Below are 19,792 nucleotides of genomic sequence, written 5' to 3' on the forward strand. Positions count from 1 at the left end.
CAAAAAATTATTTTGTCTTATGGCAGTTCAAAAACAGTTCAGCAGTTTTGAAGAGTTACTATCGGGCTCTGACTTGCCGGTGTTGGTAGATTTTTACGCTACTTGGTGCGGGCCTTGTCAGATGATGGCACCGATTTTGGAGCAAGTGAGTGGTCAGATGAAAGACAAGCTGATGGTTGTCAAAATTGACACCGATAAGTACGAACAGTTGGCGTCGCAGCATCACATTTATGCTTTGCCGACTTTGGTGCTGTTCAAAAATGGCGCTGAGGTCGATCGCATTGAGGGAGTGATGCAAGCGGCGCAGTTGATCGCTCGAGTGCAACCTTACTTGTAACCGGAGCCAATTATCTCACACGTAGGGTGCGTCACCTCATATCTGATTAATTATGAATAAGATAATCCTAGTGGACGCACCCTACTTATGAAGACTCCCAGCCACGCTATTATCAATCTGGCTATTCTCGGCAAACCGCAACTGCCGCAAGCTAATCTCATTATTGCGATCGGCGGAATTTTGCCGGATATTCCGATATTTTTATTTTTCTTTTGGGCGAAATACATTGCTCGCTTGCCCGCAGCTACAATTTGGTCCAAAGCATATTATGAGCCTTTTGTGCAAAATATTGTGGCTCTGTTTCATTCAATTCCCCTTGCGGTTATTGGTTTGCTAATTGCTTATTACTTTGGCTGGCAGAGTGTGCAAATTTTGTTTATCAGCATGATACTACACTCTCTGGGAGATTTGCCTGTCCACAATGACGACGCTCACCGACACTTTTTTCCGTTCAGCAATTACCGTTTTATCAGTCCCTTTTCTTATTGGGATAGGAAGCACTACGGGTCAATTGTTTCTGTGGTTGAAATGTTGTTAGTGCTGCTGTCAACTTACCGCGTTTTTGGTTTTGTTAATTCTTCTGCTGGAAAAACGTTGTTGATTTTGGTGAATGCTTTTTACTGGGCTGGCGCGGTTTATTTTCAGGTTAGAGACTTATTTAAATTCACTTCCCAAAGATGAAACATGAACTCAAAATTACCCATTAGCAATTAGGAATTAGCCATTACCATATTGTTAACTACGCCGAATATTAAAACAACACCAATCTTGGCGCTTCCACAGAGTAGCGACAATCCAGCCGTGCTGTTCCAGAGTGTCGGCAATTGGCTTAGCTTGTTCGAGCAAAATGCCGCTGAGCACGCCCCAAGTAGTGGGTTTGCTAATTGCAGTGAACTGCGGGATTAAATCAATGATTACTTCTGCTAAAATGTTGCATATCAAACCGTCGATCGGCTCATCTACCATTTCTTTCAAACGATCGATACTTCCGAGCTCTGCAACTAACTGCTGAGAATTAACGCGGTTGAGTAGTCTGTTGCTAATGGTCGATCGCACTGCCAAAGGATCAGTATCCAAAGCATAAACTTTTGTAGCGCCCAACAACACCGCGCCGATCGACAAAATACCCGATCCGCAGCCGATATCAGCAACGATGCACTCTTTGTCATCAAAACCGAGCCGCATTTCCAGCGACTCCAGACAAAGTTGAGTAGTGGCGTGAGCACCTGTACCGAAAGCCACACCCGGATCTAAACGCAAAATGACGCGATCGGTATCAGTCGGTAAGGGCAGCCAAGCCGGATTAATTAAAAAGCGATCGCCCACTTCTTGAGGCTGCCAGTGCTCCTTCCAAGTGCTGCCCCAGTCTTCGTCTTCAATTAAATCCCACTGCATCGCAGGTAGGGGCAAACCTGCACACAGAGCATCTTGGCGCAGCCACAGAGACAGAGCGGCCAAATCCAGCAATCCTGCCTGTTCTTCGGGCAAATAAGCCGACATCAGGCAGGAATTGCTTTTGAGCTCAGTAGCAGTTCCCCGACAGTTAAACCGTTCCAGACGCCAAAAGATGATATCTTCCAGCGCCGGATCGCAAAGAATTCTAATTTCCCACCAGCTATGTGCCATAACGATTTTAGATTTTAGATTTTAGATTTTAGATTGGCCCAGGGGAACTGGAGACTGGGAACTCGGGAGTGAGGAATGAGGATTGGCTAATAGAAAAATTCCCGCTTTCTTGCCAATGACCAATGACCAATTACCCATTACCAATTATCAGCCCTTGCATCCAAAATCTAAACTCCAAAATCCGTCAAAGATTTACCGTGTAAGCATCCCGAATTCCCGGAACTTTTAGGATCTCCGCCAGTATGCCCTCTGGTAGAGGGTCATCGAGGCTCAAAACCATCACCGCATCGCCTCGCACGATTTTACGGCCTACTTGCATACTGGCAATATTGACATTAAAACTGCCCAATTGGGAACCAATTTTGCCAATAATCCCCGGCATATCGCGGTGCAGGGTAAACAGCATATGGTGAGTGGGGGAAACGTTGACCGGGAAATCGTCAACGCTGGTAATCCGAATTTCGCTTTCGCCGAGCACAGCACCCGTGACTGTGTGTTCGCCGAGGGTTCCCTTGGCCGAGAGGTGCAGGGAGCCGGTGTAGTCGCGAATTGAGGCGTCTCTGGTTTCGACGACGCGAATTCCGCGTTCTTTGGCTTCAATGCTGGCGTTGACGTAGTTAACGCGCTCTCGCAGGGCTTGGGAGAGCAAGCCTTTGAGGGCGGCGACGACTACGGGCTGGCTTTGGTTGCTGGCCAATTCGCCTTGCAGTTGAACGTTGAGGTAATCGACTCGGCCTCCGGCTAGCTGGCTGACGAGGTTGCCGAGGGTTTCGGCGAGTTGCAGGTAGGGTTTGAGTTTTTCGATCGAGTCTGGGTAAATTCCTGGTATGTTAACAGCCGATCGCGCGGGTAGCCCCAACAGTACATCGCGAATTTGTTCAGCCACGTCGATCGCCACATTCACCTGAGCTTCCGCTGTGGATGCTCCCAAGTGGGGCGTTAGCACGATGTTCTGGCCGACAGTCCGCAACGGGGAATCAGCTTCCAGCGGTTCATGTTCGTAAACGTCCAAAGCTGCGCCGGCGATCTGGCCTTTTTTGATGGCTTCTGCGAGGGCTGCTTCGTCGATGATGCCGCCTCTGGCGCAGTTTATGATGCGGGCCGTGGGCTTCATTTTCGAGAGCACTTCAGCGTTAATTAAGTGCAGGGTTTCCGGGGTTTTGGGGATGTGCAGGGTGATGTAGTCGGATTCGCGCATCAGCAGTTCGAGTTCTACCAAGCGGCAGCCCAACTGGTCGGCTCTTTCGGTCGAAATGAAGGGATCGTAGGCCAGCAGTTTCATGCCCATTGCTTTGGCTGCGGCGGCGAGGTGGGAGCCGATTTTGCCCAAACCGACGATGCCGAGGGTTTTTTTGTAAACTTCTACACCGATAAAACGGTTGCGTTCCCATTTACCACCCTTGACGGATTCGTTAGCTTCCGGGATGTGGCGGGACATCGAGAGCATCATGGCGAGCGCGTGTTCGGCGGCGGCGATCGTGTTGCCTTCGGGGGAATTGACGACTACAATTCCTTTGCGGGTAGCGGCGGGTACATCGACATTATCTACACCGACGCCGGCTCTGCCGATAATTTTAAGTGAATTCCCGGCTTCAATGATTTCTTTGGTAACTTGGGTGCCAGAACGGATCATCAAAGCGTCGTAATCGGGAATAATTTTTACCAGTTGTTCGGCTGAGAGTCCTGTGTTTACGTCAACTTGCGCGACTTGGGAGAGGATGTCAATTCCGGCTTGGTCGATCGGATCGGATACTAGAACTTTAGGCATAGCAAGCAATTGAGTGCAATAGTAAAAATAGACCGAGCGTTGGCGAGCTCAAAGTTGAGACTTAGACTTAGAGCAGTATCTAACAGCTCAGCTCAAGCTTGCCTTTGTGCAGTTTGAATTGTATCTGTATTCGGTCAAGGTCGGCCGTTTTTTGCATGAAATATTTTAGCTTTGCGGGCGATCGGACTCTCTGAGTGTCTGAAAATCCCCCAAGTGCTTAGCTAGTATGTCTTTTCGGTCTATAATAGACTTTGGCTATTCAAGCCTAACTATCAGGAATTGTTTTCTAATGAATTATCTTATCGCCGTACTGCCCGATCGAATTCAAGCCGAAGCTGCCTACTGTGCTCTCGAAAAAGAAGGCTTGCCTATGAAGCAAGTGAGCATTTTGGGTCGCGGCTATAAAACTGCTGATGAATTTGGCTTGATCGACCCGAACCAGCAAGCGAAGAAACAAGCTAAACTCATGGCTATTTGGCTGATTCCCTTTGGCTTTATTGCTGGCGTTACTTTTAGCTTGATTACTGAGTTGAAGACTTTTGCCTGGGCGGGGGAAATTGGCGATCACGCGATCGGCGGAGTGCTAGGTGCGATCGCCGCTGCGATGGGCAGTGTGTTTGTTGGAGGCGCGGGCGGTATGGCTTTTGGTAGCGGCGATGCTTTGCCCTACCGCAACCGTTTGAATGCGGGTAAATTTTTGATTGCGGTTAAGGGTACTGATGATTTGACTGGGAAAGCTGCGAAGATTTTGCAGCAGTTTGAACCGGAAAATATCCAAGGTTATACAGAGACTTAGTTATTTGTTTGTTAACAGTTGACTATTCTGTTGACTGTTGACATTCAACTCGTGTAATATTTGGAGGCAGTTATGGAATCACAAACTATCCCTCTACATTCTCCCCTAGAATTAACGCTCGAATTAACTGATGAGCAGTTTTTTCAGTTGTGTATAGACAACCGGGATTTGAGATTTGAGCGCACTGCAACGGGAGAATTAATTATTATGCCGCCTGCGAGTAGCGATACAGGCAGACGGAATGCGGAGCTAAGTTTTCAACTCGAAGGTTGGAGCCGTCAAAATAAGCATTTGGGAATTGCTTTTGATTCTTCAACGGGATTTAAACTGCCCGACGGTACTGATATTTCTCCCGACGCTGCTTGGATTCGGCGTGACAGGTGGGATGCTTTAACGGCTGAAGAAAAAAAGAAATTTGCGCCGATTTGTCCCGATTTTGTGGTGGAATTGCGTGAAGCGAAGCTATCCCGTAGGGAATCGACCACCGACTCCCTAGAAAAATTGCGGGCTAAAATGAAAGTGTATGTAAAAAATGGAGCGAGGTTGGGATGGTTGCTCGATCGCAAAAATCGGAAAGTAGAAATCTCCCGTCAAGGTACAGAAGTAGAAATTTTAGATGAACCTGCAACTCTGTCAGGTGAAGATATATTACCCGGTTTTGTTTTGGATTTAACTGATATTTTCTAAATTTGTAAGAAGACTCGGCGTTTGAAACCGCATCTATAAAGTCAAAACCCGCCTCTGCGGGTTAAAGAGGACAACTGGGGTAAAATTGCGTTATTCTCTTTAGTCGGCATCCAGCCGACATGGTTTGTATAAACCTGCTTTCAACCGCCTTCTTATCTTTTCCCACTCATTCATGATATGATAGGCTGCCAAAGGTTGCGTTTGGTATGACCTATGAAAATCCTCCACGGGACTTGGATTCCTCAAGCAGAAGAGAATTTTATTCAAGGTGGAACGTTTTATATTTGGGTTGAAACCACTGAAAAGAAAAAACAGCCTGCTAAGGTTCATCCCCGACAATTGAAGACGGCACAGTTAAAAGAGTTTCTAACGAAAGAAGCCGGGATTCAACTGCAACCAGTCAGCAATACAAGTGCGATGGGGCTAGAATACGCGATCGTCCCTCGGTATTTTTTACTTCCCACTGCCGACAACCAGCCGTTACCATCTTTAGAGTTAGCGCGATATCTAGAGACAGAGTTACCCGAAACATTTGAGTTGGAGTATTGGGAAGTTGATTGTGTGTCCATCGCCACCCACACTTTGACTAAAGTATTGAACGATCTGCATTTTTTGGCCCTCTACGATTTAGCAGAAGTTCAGTTTGGTTCAGACTTGCTATTTTGGTATCACTACACCCAATTTTTTAAGCAAATTGTTCTGAAAGATCATTATATTCCGGCGTTGCGCTATCGAGAAACTGATCCGATCGCGATCGCACCCATCGAAACATCCGAACCCGCTGAGAAAGCCACGCGCGGGCGTAAGAAAGCGGGCGAGACAAAAACCAAAACAACTGCAAAAACTCCAAAAACATTTGCCAAAATTGAACCCAGCTTTGAGATTTATCCGGGATGGGAAATTGTTTCAACACAGTACGAAACTGATTTACAACGCTATGTTGAATGGATGCCTTTAGTTTGTGTGTCCGGTTTTCGGAAGATCCAGCTACAAGATACACCAAAATTCTACGATCGCGAACGGTTGCTGCGGCATTTTTCCGAGTGTGCGATCGCGGAAATTGTCACTCAAACCGCCATCCCAGCATCGTTTGAAAATAAGATTGCGGATTCTTTACTCCAAATCTGCCTCAACCAAACACGAAAAATCGCGCGAGTAAGCCTTGAACAATACCGGCAATGGCAAACCTGGCGCGATCGCATTACGCGCAATCAATCTGCTGACTCATTCTCCCTCTGCTTTCAACTACAATCCCCCGACAACCCCGAACAGCCTTGGGTTTTAGAGTTTCAGGTGGCTGCTAAAAAAGACCCATCTCTGCGGATGCCGTTGCAGGATTATTGGCGATCGCGATCGACTCAACAAAAACAGTTGCAAACACAATTCGGAGACAACTTTGAGCAACATTTGCTGACAAATCTCGGCTACGCTGCCCGCATTTATCCCCAACTTTGGCAAGGGCTAGAAACCGACCAACCTGCTAACATTTCCCTCAGCTTAGATGATGCTTTCACCTTCCTCAGCGAGTCCGCTTGGGTATTAGAAGATGCCGGATACAAAGTGATTGTCCCGGCTTGGTGGACGCCGAAGGGACGACAACGGGCAAAGATTCGCCTGCAAGTCAAAGGAAATGGCAGCAAAAGCGCTGCAATCAAGGGTAAGGGATTATTTTCGGCGGATTCCTTGGTGGAATATCACTATGAATTGGCGATCGGGGGTGAACGGGTTAGCGAACAAGAATGGCAGGCGTTAGTAAATAGCAAAACACCGCTGGTGCAGTTCCGAGGACAATGGATGGAACTGGACAAAGACAAGATGCAGGAGATGTTGGAGTTTTGGAAAAAACATCGCCAAGAAAACCCTGATTTAAGCTTGATTGACTTTATGAAGTTGACGGCAGAAGGAGAAGCGAGCGAACAGTTGGAGGTTGAGCGCGATCGGGCTTTATCGGATATGTTGGAGAAGCTGAACGATAAGAGTCGGTTAGAGTTAATTGCAGATCCAGCAAAGTTTCAGGGCAAGTTACGGGATTACCAAAAGCGCGGCGTTTCTTGGTTGAGTTATTTGGAAAGTTTGGGATTAAATGGCTGTCTTGCCGATGATATGGGTTTGGGTAAATCGGCGCAGGTAATTGCTCGATTATTGCAAGAGCGGGAAGTTTTATTTACTACAAAAGAGACAGAAAAAAAGACAGAAAAAAAGACAGAAAAAGCGATCGCACCTTCGGTTCTACCCACGCTGCTAATTGCGCCCACTTCCGTAGTTGGTAACTGGCAAAAGGAAATGGAAAAGTTTGCTCCCGAATTGCGATCGCTGATTCACCACGGCCCTCAACGTTTGCAAGATGCCAAGGAATTCAAAGCCGCCGTCCAAGGTTGCGATATGTTGATTACTTCGTTTACCTTGGCGCGCAAAGACGAGAAACTGTTGAGCAGCGTAGCGTGGCATCGCTTAGTAATTGATGAAGCACAGAATATTAAAAATCCGAAAGCGGCGCAAACAAAGGCAATCTTAAAGTTGCCTGCTACCCATCGGTTAGCGCTGACTGGAACACCGGTAGAAAATCGCTTGTTGGATTTATGGTCAATTTTTAATTTCCTCAATCCCGGATATTTGGGAAAAGAGGCGCAGTTTCGGAAGTTGTTTGAGTTACCGATTCAAAAACATGGGAGTCGCACCCAATCAGCAGCGCTGAAAAAATTAGTAGAACCTTTTATCCTGCGCCGCCTGAAAACCGATAAGTCGATTATTCAGGATCTCCCCGACAAAGTTGAGCAAAAACTATACTGCAATCTCACCCGCGAGCAAGCTTCGCTTTATGAAGCGATTGTGAAAGAGGTAGAACAAGAAATTGATGCGGCGGAAGGGATGAAGCGCAAGGGCATGATTTTGGCGACACTGCTGAAGCTGAAGCAAATTTGTAACCATCCGCGCCAGTTTTTGCAAGATGAAAGTGAGTTTACACCAGAGCGATCGCACAAGCTGGAACGGCTGATCGAGATGATTGAGGAAGTCAAAGCAGAAGGCGAAAGTTTATTGGTATTTACGCAGTTTACAGAACTGGGAAGCGCGTTGGAAAAATACATTAAACAAACGCTACATTACAACACTTACTACATCCACGGGGGAACCAGCCGCGAAAAACGGGAACGGATGATTTCAGAGTTTCAAGATCCAGAGTCTGAACCTTCGGTATTTATTCTGTCACTGAAGGCGGGCGGCGTGGGAATTACGCTGACAAAAGCCAATCACGTGTTCCATTTCGATCGCTGGTGGAATCCGGCGGTGGAAGATCAGGCAACGGATCGGGCGTTTCGGATCGGACAGGAAAAAAATGTGTTTGTGCATAAGTTTGTGGCAATTGGCACGTTGGAGGAAAAAATTGACCAAATGATTGAGGACAAAAAGAAATTGGCAGGGTCAATTATTGGTGCGGATGAGTCGTGGTTGACTGAGTTGGATAATGAGGCATTTAAGAAATTAATTAGGCTCAATAAAAATGCAGTTTTAGATTAGGATAAACCAAAAAGTATGTCACAATTTACTCGGACTTGGTGGGGCAATAAATTTATCGAGGGGCTGGAAAGATTTACCGATTCGGGACGACTCGGACGGGGACGTTCCTATGCACGAAACGGCAAGGTAAAAAGCTTTGGCATGAATGATGGGTTAGTGATGGCACAGGTGAGAGGCTCGGTTAATCCTTATTTTGGGGTTTATAAGGAGCCTCTGTACATAACTCAAATTGAGTTTGAGCCAATTAGTCAGGAAAAGTGGCAAATGGCGATCGCCCAAATGGCATCAAAAGCCAGCTTCATTTCTCGGCTGCTACTCAACGAAATGCCCGACAATATTGAAAAGGCTTTTGCACCCCTCGGATTGCACCTTTTACCCAGCAGCCACGAGGACTTTAAGACTACTTGCTCTTGCCCAGACTATAGCAATCCCTGCAAACATATTGCCGGAGTTTATTATTTGGTGGCGGCAGAATTGGACAAAGATCCATTTTTACTCTTTGAATTACGGGGGCTTTCTAAGGAAGTGCTGCACCGCGAATTGGCAAAAACGCCTTTGGGAATGGCGCTTTCTGCCGAGTTAACGGCGGATGCAGCGGCCCCTGTGGCGGTGGATTCCTATTACACGCAGGCGATCGCCAGTGAGGCGCAAACGGTCAGCCTGAAAGAGTTTTGGCATGGTGTGAAGCGATTACCGCAGACGATTGAGGTGGCAGCGCAAAGTGGTGTAAGTGCGATCGTGGTGAAGAAACAGGGAGATTTTCCCCAGTTTTGGCACAAGGATGGTTCGTTTATTGAGGCGATGGAAGAGTTGTATTTGCGGGTGAAGAAGAATAAGTAGTTGGGTGGACAATTTTGCTGCCATACTCGATCAAGCTCTTGCAAAAACTTTAACTCGAAGACTTCATACATTTGGTACAATAATCGTGCTCATCATATCAGCTTTACCAGCAACTAAAATCATAAGATCGTTATTTGATGATTTTAGACTATAATTAAGTTAGTGCGAGTGTTAAAAAAGTAGACTTTTTAGTTACAGCAAGCTTTGGCAATTTCAAATTAGAATCTAAAATTGACTGATGTTACCAAGAGAAGAACTGTTAAAAGGCATTGAAAACCGCGACTGTGTGGCGCGGGCGATCGACCAAGCGGAACAAGCAATTAAAACTTGGGAAGTTACTCTGACTGATTTTCTGTCGCCTCCAGAATTGGCGGACACTCTGACGGTATTTAAGCGCTTAACTGACGTGGAATTAGTGGCTTGGGGCGGCTACCCGCAAGCTGAAAGACAAAGAATTGCGATCGCGCGATCGGATATCCCGATCGACTCTGGTAGCGTTAACGTTGCTGCCGTAGAAATTGCTGGCAATTTCTTGTTCGATACAGCTTCTCACCGCGACTTTTTGGGGGCGATGTTGGGTACGGGAATTGTCCGCGAGAAAACTGGCGATGTGATTGTTTTGGGAGAACGCGGCGCCCAAGCCATTGTCATGCCGGAGATGGTAGAGTATTTGGAGATGAGTTTGCAGCAAGTGCGATCGGTTCCTGTGCAAACGCGGCGCATTGAGTTGAGCGAACTCAAAATTAGAGAACCCAAAAAGAAAGAAATGACAACCGTTGAAGCATCCATGAGATTGGATGCTGTCGCCTCGGCTGGATTCGCAATGTCTCGCAGCAAAATGGCCGATTTAATTGACAGCGGCGACGTGCGAGTTAACTGGAAAGACGTTACTCAAGCTAGTTATAATGTCAAGTCTGGAGATTTAATTGCTGTTACCGGCAAGGGAAGATTGGAAATTGGGGAAGTTGCTGTTACTAAGAAGGAACGCTATCGAGTGCAGTTAACTCGGTATTTGTAATTCTCGGAATTAGTAATGGGGAATGGGGAATGGGGAATTAGGAATTAGGAATTCTCTTCCCTGTTCCTTTTTCCCGATAGTGGTTAAATGGGTTAAATTTCGTAAACAATCTGTGGCCGAACTTTCCTAGAACCCACCTCGGTTAAATCCGTTCAATCCCGTAGACTACTTCCTTGCCGAACTTCCTTCGTAATTACGCTTTCGCCTGAAACACCTTTTCTACCGACTTCACCAAAAGTTCTCGCGGCATCAATCGAGGCAGATTGGCAATGATTTTATTGGGAATTCCCCCTGTCACAACATTAGACTCATTTTTCTCTAAAGCTTTGAGAGCATCTCGCACTACTTCCGCTGCTGGAACGAGTTTTTGTCCGCTGCTGGATGCCAGAGCTTTCGGAAATTCCGCTATTGCAAAAAAGTCCGATTCTGTCGGCCCTGGACAAAGGCACAAAACGCCAATTCCTAAATCTTTGTTTTCCGCCCACAGCGCCTCGCTGAAACTCAGAACAAAGGCTTTAGTCGCTGCATACATCGACAAGTACGGCATCGGTTGAAAAGCTGCGATGGAGGCAACATTGATAATACTTCCTGATTTTCGCTGCCGCATTCCCTGCAAAAATAAGTGGGAGAGTTCAACTAATGCTACAATATTTAGTTGCACCATTGTTAATTGTTTGGCAAGCGGGCGATCGGCAAAAACACCGTAATCGCCAAAACCCGCATTGTTTACCAACAAATCAACCGTCCAACCTTTTTTAACAACCGCGTCAAATAGAGCAGTTGCGGCTCCGGGTGCGGTTAAATCTTGAACGATAATTTCGACTAAAATATTGAATTCCTGTTGCAGTTTAGCAGCTAACTGTTGCAATTTGTCTTCGGAACGAGCTACCAAGATTAGATTGTGCTGGCGTTTGGCTAATTCGGCGGCAAAGGCTGCACCAATTCCGCCAGAAGCACCAGTGATTAAAGCAGTGGGCATGAACTTAATTCGCATTATTTAATAGAAACTTTATATATTTTAACAATTATTGTGACGGGGAACCTGTAAAATAATTAAAAGTGAATAGGTGAGTTTTATGGCGCGTCTTACCGATCGAGCTTTTGAAATTTTGCGGGCCGAAGTTCACAAGTGCGCGGCGGCTGATAATCTAACCGGTGATGTCTACCGACGGATGGTAATCAAGCGGTTAGAGAAATTACGCTTGCAAAACGGCACTTTCGCCTCAAGAGAAGAAATCCGCGATACCTTCAAAGACGAATTTCCCAACTTCAGCGAACAAGCTCTCAAAGCTGCCGTCAAAGCCAACCGCCCGCCCGGATTGTTCGATCAAATTATTTTTGCTGGGAGTTTGTTGGGAAGTGCTGCGGGGATAATTTGGCTGCTAAATCTACCTTTTCCGATGATTCGCTGGCCCGTGGCGAAAACAATGCCGATATTGTTGCTGCCGAGTTTTATCAGTATGGATCACAATTACCGGCAGGCGATCGCCCTTGTGGAACAATCCGATCAACTGGTGAATAAAGCTACGGCTGTCGCTGATTTTGACTTGGGCGAAATAAAAGCAAAAGAGGCTCAAAAACACCTCGACGCCTTGCCGGTGTGGTTCCTCGGCTACTATCCCCAAACTTACTGCAATTTTTTTGGCTGCAGTTGGCGGTTTACACTCGATGAATTTGAAGCCGCCCGCAAAAATGTCGGGCGGATGGAGGCTCAGATTTTTCAGCAAAAAAATGCTTTTACTCAGTTAAATCAAGTCGAACAAACGCTAAAAGCCGCGAAACAGGAGTACCAGCAAGCCAAAACTGCCACAGATAGACAAAAAGCGACGGTAAATTGGCAAAGTGCGATCGACCAACTCAATCAAATTCCCGCCGAAACCCTCGCAGGAGAAACGGCTAAGAAAACATTCAAAGCAGCAGAAAGAGACTTTCAAGAAATGGGCGGCGTCGCTACCGGTTCTGTACGGGCCGACAACTTAATTGAAGCTGCCAAAGAATTTGCTCTCTCCGCCGCCGTCGCCTCCCAAAAACCGCCACATCCCGCCGCACACTGGGAGCAAATAGCAGAATTGTGGCAAGAAGGAATTAACAGACTGAAATTGGTTTCTGTCGATAACCCGGGCTATCTCGACGCTCAAACTAAACTCGCTGAATATCAAAAAAATTTAGGAATTACCCAGATTAGATTGGAAGCAGAAAAAGATTCTGCAACAGCTTTGCAAGAAGCTAAAAGCTTGTTTGCCAACTTGCAAAAAGATGTGAATTCTCAAACTCCCGGTTACTCCCTCAGCCAGTTGCAACAAATTATCAATCAATTAGAATCGGTGAAACCTGGGACAACTGCTTATCCCGAATCCCAAAAATGGCTGCAATCTGCTCGCAAGAAACAGCAAGAATGGCAAAAAAATTAAAGGTTTGAAATTGGGAATATGGCATTGTTAGCTGTTGACTGTTGGCTGTTGACGGCCAACTGCCAACTGCCAACTGCTAAGTGACAAATTACCAAGTCGGGTCAACATACAGATTAATTGTCACTTGCTTTTTCCCGGAAGGGATCCCGGAAATACAAGCACAAATTGTATCTCCACCATCAATTTCTACTTCGCAAGCGTGACAAGAACCCATGAGACAGCCGGTAGGAATAGAAACCCCTGCACGTTTAGCTACATCTAGCAAAAGCTCTCCTGGTTCAGCTTCAACTGTCACGTTATCTGGTAAAAAACAGACTTTTGTCATTGAATTTGAACCTCAACTCTAACAAACAATAATCAACTGTCAACTGTCAACTGTCAACTATCAACTGTCAACTAATTAACCTAAAATATGCTTTATATCTAAATGCTTTTCCACTGTATCTGCTAGAGAGTCTAACAGAGTTTCTCGGTGTTCTCGGTAATTAGGAATACCTGTAGGCAACGCGCGGAGTCCCCGCTGCTGCCGCAAGTGATTTAACCAAGCTCGCCGCCAAGCTCCGTTGTCAAAGATGCCGTGCAGGTATGTACCCCAAATTGATTGAGAAGTATTGACAATGCCTAAACTAGCATCGTCAAATAGCGGTTGAGTCAAATCTGACTCTAGGATTTGCGTTTTTCCTTGATGAATTTCGTAACCGGAAACTGGCAAACCCGGTTGAGGATAGTTAGATGTTACGATTCGTTGGCGGGCAATTTTGTTCGGTGCCATCGCCGTTTTCAAAGGCAGCAACCCCAATCCTGGAAATTCTCCCCTTTCTCCCTCAACCCCTTCTTTATCGGTGATACTTTGTCCCAGCATCTGAAAGCCGCCGCAAACTCCCATGACTGTACCGCCAGCTACTAAATAATTTTGAATAGCTTTTGCCATACCTGTTTGGCGCAGCACCTGCAAATCGGAAATTGTAGTTTTAGAGCCTGGTAAAATCACGGCGTCTGGATGGCCTAAATGGTCTTTTGGGCTGACATATTTGACGCTGACGCTAGTTTCCGACTCTAACGGGTCAAAGTCGGTAAAATTGGAAATTCGGGGCAGGCGGATGACGGAAATATTTATGTCGGTTTGAGAATTGGGAGAACGCCGATCGAGCAAATCGAGAGAATCTTCTGAGGGAAACACTTCGTCTATCCAAGGAATCACCCCAACTACCGGAATTCCCGTCCTTTCTTCTAGCCAAGTCAGGCCCGGATCTAAGATCGATTTTTGTCCTCGGAACTTATTAATAATGAATCCTTTAATTAAAGCTCGTTCGTCGGGATCGAGCAATTCCAAAGTACCGATAATGTGAGCAAAAGCACCGCCGCGATCGATATCAACTACTAGCAAAGTTCGAGCCTTTAAATATTTAGCTACCCGCATATTTGTTAAATCGCGGTGTTTGAGATTAATCTCAGCAGGGCTACCGGCTCCCTCACACACAATCATGTCAAATTCTTGGCAGAGAAATTCTAAAGATTCCCGAATAGCTTGCCAGCCGATATCGAAATACTGTTCATAATATTGAGATGCTCGCACATTTGCGATCGCCCGGCCCTTGACAATTAATTGAGAAGTCATGTCTCCTTGTGGCTTGAGCAAAATCGGATTCATTTCTACCCAAGGTGCGACGCCCGCAGCCCAAGCTTGCACTGCTTGAGCGTAACCAATCTCTCCGCCGGCCGCTGTGACATAGGAATTCAGTGCCATATTCTGACCTTTAAACGGAGTTACCCGCCAGCCTCGCCGAGAAAAGATTCGACACAAAGCTGCCACGAGTAAAGATTTCCCTGCGTGAGATGTTGTTCCCACGACCATAATTGCTTTCATAATATTAAAAGAGAAGAAAGTTCGGCAACGCGCAGTGTACGGGATTTAACGGATTTAACGGATGAATGTTGAGGGAAGAAGGAGGAAGTAAGAAGTAAGAAGTAAAAAGTAAGAAGTAAAAAGTAAGAAGGCAGAAGGCAGAAGGCAGAATCAAAAAAATTCTGGTTTCTACCTTTTGCTTTCTGGCTTAAGATGACGGCTTATCTTCGCCGGATACATTCTCAGACTTGGATTCATCGGCCGCTTGAGCAGCTTCTACTAGATCCGAAGGGGGGGGATTCGGGCGAATCAATTCCGGGTGTTCTCCCTCAGAAGATGGTTCTTCACCTGTCGATTCGATCGAGATCACTGATACTGAAACCGTTTCCACCTGCACGCTCAACCCAGGTTCTCCCGGTACTTCTATCTCTACAGGCGCTGCGATTTCCACCACAGTCATTTCTATCGATGCTGCAGGGGCTTCTGCTTCCGGTACGCCTGCTGCTGCTGTTTCCGGTTCACCAACCGCAGCCAGCGGTGTCTGGGTTTCCAGAGATACAGCAGGGGCTTCTGCTTCTAGTACGCCTGCTGCTGCTTCCGGTTCACCAACCGCAGCCAGCGGTGTCTGGATTTCAGCGGACGATCGATCTTCGATCGGAGTTTCCCCTATTTTGTCAGAACTCGCGGTTTCTGTGGCCATCAAAAAGGCCATTGCTTCAACATCGTTGGGAAACGGCACTCCTTGGCTTGTTTCCACAACAGTGTTGCTACTTTCGGCTGCCACTTCCGCAGCCACCTCGGCTAATTCGGATTCGAGAATTTGGTCGATACCCGGTGCAGGAGTTGCCGTTATTTTAGATTCAGGTGCGAGCGATTCTGGAGTCACTGAAGGTTTTGGCGTCTGCGGAGTTGCATCAGACTTGTTTTTACCCGCACCTCTTCCCAACATACCGCCGAGACTATTTTTGATATTGTCGAACAGACTTGCGAAACCGCCGGATTTTTTAGCTGGTTTAGGAGTTGGAGGAGTTGGAGGAGTTGGGGCCGCTGCCGCCGCCGCTGCCGCCTGCGACTCTTTAACGGCTGTCCTCCATTCTGTTTCCTCGTCAAAATCATCGGCTTCTGGCTGCTGTGGAGGTTCTGGCTGAGCCTCTGCTGGCTCCACACTCGGTGCAACGGCTATTTCTGAAATTTCTAGAGGTAGAGGTAGAGGAGTGAAGCTGCTGGCTAATTCTTCTGGAGTTGGTGAAGTCTCAGCAGCAGGAGTTTCGACTGAAAACACTGGTATTTCGGCAATTGCAGGTGGTTTCGAGTCGGGAATTTTCAAGTCAGGGGCGATCGCACTTTCGGCCGTCGGAGCGATCAAACTTTCAGCAATACTTTCAGCTATGGGGGGAATTGCCCGCTGTTCCTCTAGCTTTACCTCGCCCTTATCCAGAGTGGGTGCTGGAACCACATCAGTTTTCGGTTTGGGCGATCGAACAAACTTAGGTTTTTTCGCTGCTGCGGGTTCTTTTTTCTTGGCAAACAAGCCAGCCAACGGCACGCCTGCTGCCGCCAAATTCGCCGACTGAGGAATCGGCGTTTGCTCAGCAACGGGCGTCACCTGCCGGCGCAAAGTCAGAGTTTCCCAGGCAAACCAGCCCAACATCGCCACGCCCGCCATTTGACCAAGCAGGAGAGCACCAGTAATTCGTCCCGCACAAGCCCATAAAATTAACGCATAAAAAAGCCCTACCCCGCTCCAGGTAAAATCACTTTTGCGGTGCACTTCTGGAAAAAAGAAGGCCGCCATGTAAATACTGAAGCTGCCTAGACCGACCGCCAACGCCAGAATGTATGCAAGCATCTTGTCGGTACCTCCGCTGTGTCAAATAACTTCTACGCGCTAATTCTACCTTTGAGAGAGACTCAACGGCTTCTTTCTCTAGGACAATTCTTGATTTGTAGGGAAGTTCGGCAACGAACCGATGTAAGGAATTTAACACGCTCAACGGATGTTGGCGGTAGAAGTGCGATGAAAGATTTCCCACTCTCCCCCACTTCCCTACTGCCCATCACCCCCCATCCCCACACCCCCTATCCCCATCACCCCCTTCTCAATGGTGATAGATGTCACTTAAACTATGCCCGTGCGATCGCACCAAGCCACTGAGGATGTTTATATGTTGGAGGTGTAAGAGGAATTATGCCCTAGGGCGTATGTATTGGAGACAGTGCCATGTTAGAAAAACTATTATTAGCTGCCGGCTTAACCTTATCGCTTCACATATTTCCCGGACTCAGCACTTCCGCGCCGCTACCGAAAAATTTGGTATTGCGATCGAGCGATCGCCCGGCTCAAACCCTGAAACTTCCCATCGTGGCAGTACCTGCCGACCAGAATCCGAACGTCCAATCCTAATGATACGTGCAAGATACGTGCAAGTGCGATCGGACTTAGGCAGAGCCTTTATAATATTTTTTTCAAGCTGTTCTCTTTTTTATGTGACTGTTCACAACTCATCAGTTTGTAGTCAGGGCTTTAGTCCTCATTAATATCACCTAATAAGGACTAAAGCCCTTACTACAAACCGTAGGCAAATAATTAGTAGCAGATAGAACATTAATTCCCATAAAATACTAAACAAATCTCAACATCAGGGTGTCTTATAGAGACATTCAAACCTTAAAAAACTTGGGAAACCTTGAGTAAAGGCTCAAAATAGATATATGATGTCAGATTGAGCTTAAAGCTAATAAGCACATTGACTATTAAATCAAGGAAAGTGAAAATGGGACTTAGCGATATTCTCTTGAATGAAAACAACAGAGAAACTTTTGTGGATGACTGTGTGAAGTTGATAGACCAACAAGTTGCAGCAGCGCCCGGATTGGGTGGTATGGCTCTTAAAGCTGCCTACTCTACTGTCAAGGGGATACGGGCTGACTATTGCGCCCAAGTCGTCGATCAACTTCTGCCAGAAATCTCGATCGCACTCGATCCGATGTGGACTGAAGCGGTAAACAATGGCAACCCAGTCGAATATTTTGCTCAAAGAAAAGGTGAAGTAGCAGACGAATTGCTCCAGATAAGCGACAAAAGGGTCGAGAAAAGCACAAGATCGATGGTTAAAGGCGCCTATGCCAAACTCCGCCCCTCAGCTAAGACTTACGTAGAAAAGGGAGTACCGGAGTTAGCCGAAATTATTAATAAACATAGTGCGGCCTGATAAGTGAGCAACGGCTAAAAAACAGAATACCCAGATACCCGGCTTCTTCCAGAAATCGGGTATCTAAACTCTGACTTATTCGTAAGTTTGTAACTAGGAGGGAGAGTCCTAATTTTATGCTTATCCATTGCCAATTACCCACTGATTTGCAGCCACTATTTTCAACATCGCCTGTCCGGTAATTCCCAACCCCAAAAACATTACAAACATCGCACTAATCGCAGGCAAAAATTTAACTGTTGTTATCTGTTTTGGCAATTTATCAAAATTCCGTTTGGCATAAACTAAGATTAATCCGATCGCACTCAGCACTAAAGCCAATCCCAAACTAAACGCTACCACTAGCGTCATTCCCAAACCAACATTGCCCAAAGCCGACGCGCTCAACAGCATCACCAAAGCGGAAGGACAAGGCAACAAACCGCCGGAAATTCCCAACGCCAATAAGCTTTTCCAAGTAATAGCAGAACCATCAGCACCGGGAGGCAAATGCGAGTGAATCCGGCCGTCTCCGTGATGGTGGTAGTGGTGAGATATATCTGGTTTTACAGGTTTAAATTCTCTCTCCCAACTTCCCCTACTCAAAAGATTTACGGGTTCTTCACATTCCGCAGTAAGGACTTTACCCCTTAAAAACCAGTTTTTATTAAAAATTTTAGTTTTGATTTTTTTGAGAACTTCAGTCCTCACTACCAACCTAGTCTTAATTTTTGATAAGAGTAAGTTAAACCCGATTACGGCTACTAATAAACCAGAGATTAAACTCAGCCAAGGATCTAATTTTTCTGGGTCGATCAAGTTAGAAGCAAACAAAGTAATTCCGCCCACAGCAAACACGCCGGCAGTGTGAGTAATTGTAGTGGTCGCTGCTAGAAATAAAGCGTGTACCGGAGTAGCCCGCGAACCCACTAAATAAGCGCCGACTATGGTTTTTCCGTGTCCGGGCGACATCGCGTGCACGCATCCCCAAGCAAATGCTCCCGCTACTGCTAGCAGCAAATTCCAACCTGAATCCCAGATAGATTCATTTCCGGCTAACAAAAATTCCCGGTTTTGTGGCGTAAACACAAAGCTTTTTACAGCACCGGCGTGTACAATCGTAGCTTGGCAGCTAGCTGTCGGAACTTCGGGCAAAAACAGATTGTAATTAATCCGCAATTTCTCTGGTTGGGGAATAGAAATCGAGTCAGGTAAACCGGGGGTTTTATCTTGAGAAGGTGCGGGCCAGGTGTAGTCTAAAATTAAGGTGCTGTGGGTATTGGGCTGCTGTATTAAACTGGCGCTTTTAGCTGCTATTTCTAGCGGTTTTACTGCTACGGAGCCTTGAATGTTGCTACTGTTGGTGAGGCGGATTTGTTGACTAAAAAACTTTTCTAGCTGTGTTTGGTGGCTGCGAACTTCAGCAAGTTGTAACTGGCTGTCTCGATTGTCGTCGGCGAAGTTTGTTAAGCCCGTTGGGAAAGTTAATGTTATTTCGGTTTGCAAATCGTTGACTACTATTTCTGCTACGGATAAGTCTGACCAGTGCGAGTAAACTGGCCTGGTTGAGGTTGTTAGCAACAATGAAAGTGTCAGAAAAAATAGGATAAATAATTGGGAAACTCGGTTCATTTTGTACTGCATAAATACAATTTTTTCGGTATTTTATTTTATTGTTTGTGATTTTTTAGGCGCGCGATATTTTCCTGAGTCTCACAGTCCGCCAGGGGTTGAAACCCCTGTCTAATAGCGAAAG

The 19,792-nt window shown here is 46.4% G+C and carries 17 protein-coding genes; 10 read left to right on the forward strand and 7 right to left on the reverse strand.

Annotation, left to right across the window (positions count from 1 at the left end; translation table 11 throughout):
* Positions 1–19: 19 nt before the first annotated feature.
* Both trxA and QUA42_RS04710 read left to right on the forward strand, forming a co-directional pair.
* Entirely contained in the window at positions 20–337 is a 318-nt protein-coding gene (gene trxA / locus QUA42_RS04705; RefSeq protein WP_333135550.1) for a thioredoxin, read from the forward strand.
* Positions 338–424: 87 nt separating this feature from the next.
* The gene (locus QUA42_RS04710) at positions 425–1,018 is read left to right on the forward strand and encodes a hypothetical protein (RefSeq protein WP_333135552.1); all 594 of its coding nucleotides are present in this window, start codon (positions 425–427) and stop codon (positions 1,016–1,018) included.
* Between the two features lie 54 nt (positions 1,019–1,072).
* Here QUA42_RS04710 and prmA read toward each other — a convergent pair whose 3' ends face one another.
* Together prmA and serA are read right to left on the reverse strand one after the other, a co-directional pair.
* Positions 1,073–1,963, reverse strand: a complete 891-nt coding sequence (prmA, locus tag QUA42_RS04715) for a 50S ribosomal protein L11 methyltransferase (protein ID WP_333061350.1) — start codon at positions 1,961–1,963, stop codon at positions 1,073–1,075.
* Positions 1,964–2,147: 184 nt separating this feature from the next.
* The gene (serA, locus tag QUA42_RS04720) at positions 2,148–3,731 is read right to left on the reverse strand and encodes a phosphoglycerate dehydrogenase (protein WP_333135554.1); all 1,584 of its coding nucleotides are present in this window, start codon (positions 3,729–3,731) and stop codon (positions 2,148–2,150) included.
* A gap of 289 nt (positions 3,732–4,020) precedes the next feature.
* On the opposite strand from serA, the gene QUA42_RS04725 reads away from it, so the two are divergent.
* From QUA42_RS04725 to QUA42_RS04745, 5 genes are all read left to right on the forward strand, one after another.
* A complete protein-coding gene (locus QUA42_RS04725) occupies positions 4,021–4,527 on the forward strand; it encodes a hypothetical protein (RefSeq protein ID WP_333105187.1) in 507 nt (168 codons plus the stop codon).
* A 72-nt stretch (positions 4,528–4,599) separates the two neighbouring features.
* Positions 4,600–5,214: a Uma2 family endonuclease gene (locus QUA42_RS04730; RefSeq protein ID WP_333135556.1), complete on the forward strand. Its 615-nt coding sequence runs from the start codon at positions 4,600–4,602 to the stop codon at positions 5,212–5,214.
* 213 nt (positions 5,215–5,427) lie between these two features.
* On the forward strand, positions 5,428–8,730 hold the full coding sequence (locus tag QUA42_RS04735) for a DEAD/DEAH box helicase (protein WP_333135558.1): 3,303 nt from the start codon (positions 5,428–5,430) through the stop codon (positions 8,728–8,730).
* 15 nt (positions 8,731–8,745) lie between these two features.
* Positions 8,746–9,570 (forward strand): SWIM zinc finger family protein, encoded by an 825-nt coding sequence (locus QUA42_RS04740; protein ID WP_333135560.1) that lies wholly within the window; start codon positions 8,746–8,748, stop codon positions 9,568–9,570.
* A gap of 238 nt (positions 9,571–9,808) precedes the next feature.
* Positions 9,809–10,588, forward strand: a complete 780-nt coding sequence (locus QUA42_RS04745) for a photosystem II S4 domain protein (RefSeq protein ID WP_333135562.1) — start codon at positions 9,809–9,811, stop codon at positions 10,586–10,588.
* A 193-nt stretch (positions 10,589–10,781) separates the two neighbouring features.
* Here QUA42_RS04745 and QUA42_RS04750 read toward each other — a convergent pair whose 3' ends face one another.
* Positions 10,782–11,582, reverse strand: a complete 801-nt coding sequence (locus tag QUA42_RS04750) for an SDR family oxidoreductase (protein WP_333135564.1) — start codon at positions 11,580–11,582, stop codon at positions 10,782–10,784.
* 82 nt (positions 11,583–11,664) lie between these two features.
* Here QUA42_RS04750 and QUA42_RS04755 point away from each other — a divergent pair, with 82 nt between their 5' ends.
* Positions 11,665–12,999, forward strand: a complete 1,335-nt coding sequence (locus tag QUA42_RS04755) for a hypothetical protein (RefSeq protein WP_333135566.1) — start codon at positions 11,665–11,667, stop codon at positions 12,997–12,999.
* Between the two features lie 88 nt (positions 13,000–13,087).
* Here QUA42_RS04755 and QUA42_RS04760 read toward each other — a convergent pair whose 3' ends face one another.
* From QUA42_RS04760 to QUA42_RS04770, 3 genes are all read right to left on the reverse strand, one after another.
* Complete coding sequence (locus tag QUA42_RS04760) at positions 13,088–13,324, reverse strand: 2Fe-2S iron-sulfur cluster-binding protein (RefSeq protein ID WP_006634188.1); 237 nt, start codon at positions 13,322–13,324, stop codon at positions 13,088–13,090.
* A 75-nt stretch (positions 13,325–13,399) separates the two neighbouring features.
* On the reverse strand, positions 13,400–14,866 hold the full coding sequence (gene cobQ / locus QUA42_RS04765; RefSeq protein WP_333135568.1) for a cobyric acid synthase CobQ: 1,467 nt from the start codon (positions 14,864–14,866) through the stop codon (positions 13,400–13,402).
* 187 nt (positions 14,867–15,053) lie between these two features.
* The gene (locus tag QUA42_RS04770) at positions 15,054–16,694 is read right to left on the reverse strand and encodes a Ycf66 family protein (protein ID WP_333135570.1); all 1,641 of its coding nucleotides are present in this window, start codon (positions 16,692–16,694) and stop codon (positions 15,054–15,056) included.
* A 372-nt stretch (positions 16,695–17,066) separates the two neighbouring features.
* Between QUA42_RS04770 and QUA42_RS04775 the strand changes: the two genes are divergently transcribed.
* Together QUA42_RS04775 and QUA42_RS04780 are read left to right on the forward strand one after the other, a co-directional pair.
* Entirely contained in the window at positions 17,067–17,249 is a 183-nt protein-coding gene (locus QUA42_RS04775) for a hypothetical protein (protein ID WP_333135572.1), read from the forward strand.
* Positions 17,250–17,619: 370 nt separating this feature from the next.
* Complete coding sequence (locus QUA42_RS04780; protein WP_333135574.1) at positions 17,620–18,057, forward strand: DUF6918 family protein; 438 nt, start codon at positions 17,620–17,622, stop codon at positions 18,055–18,057.
* Between the two features lie 120 nt (positions 18,058–18,177).
* On the opposite strand, the gene QUA42_RS04785 is transcribed toward QUA42_RS04780, so the two are convergent.
* Positions 18,178–19,668 (reverse strand): HoxN/HupN/NixA family nickel/cobalt transporter, encoded by a 1,491-nt coding sequence (locus QUA42_RS04785; protein ID WP_333135576.1) that lies wholly within the window; start codon positions 19,666–19,668, stop codon positions 18,178–18,180.
* Positions 19,669–19,792: the final 124 nt, after the last annotated feature.

Source organism: Microcoleus sp. Pol11C2 (assembly GCF_036701505.1).
Taxonomy (GTDB): Bacteria; Cyanobacteriota; Cyanobacteriia; order Cyanobacteriales; family Microcoleaceae; genus Microcoleus.